The organism is Bacteroides finegoldii DSM 17565, assembly GCF_000156195.1.
Lineage (GTDB): Bacteria > Bacteroidota > Bacteroidia > Bacteroidales > Bacteroidaceae > Bacteroides > Bacteroides finegoldii.
The window spans coordinates 144,179-144,645 of the sequence record NZ_GG688330.1 but is presented as its reverse complement, the minus strand read 5'-3'; positions in this window follow the sequence as shown (position 1 = coordinate 144,645).

The following is a 467-nucleotide window of genomic DNA, read 5'->3' as shown; positions in this document are numbered from 1 at the left end:
CGAACTAACTAGCTGAATCATAACGATGTTGTAGAACATGTTTTTTCAACAACGGAAGAAAAGGACAAAGGAATCAAGGGAAAGGATACATTATTATATTAATGCATGCGTGCGTATGTGTGCGCGAGAGGGAGAAAAAGAAGGAAGCGGGCAGGGCGGATATACACAGAAGTTTTTCGCACTTCCCTCTATCACCTATCACCGGCAATCATGAACATCCCTGTTCATCGGAATTTAAGGCATGGTGACAGGTTGTCCGAAACCTATCACCGCATCTGTCACCTATCACCGGCCTATCACCGGAAGGCAGATGATGGATAAAAACCATAAACTATAGATATTCAGCATATTAACTGCATAAATACAGGATATAAAGAACCAATATATAGGATATTAATAACTCACATATAGGATATTAACAACCTATGTACAGGGTTTAATACTCAATACATAGCCTATTAATGCCT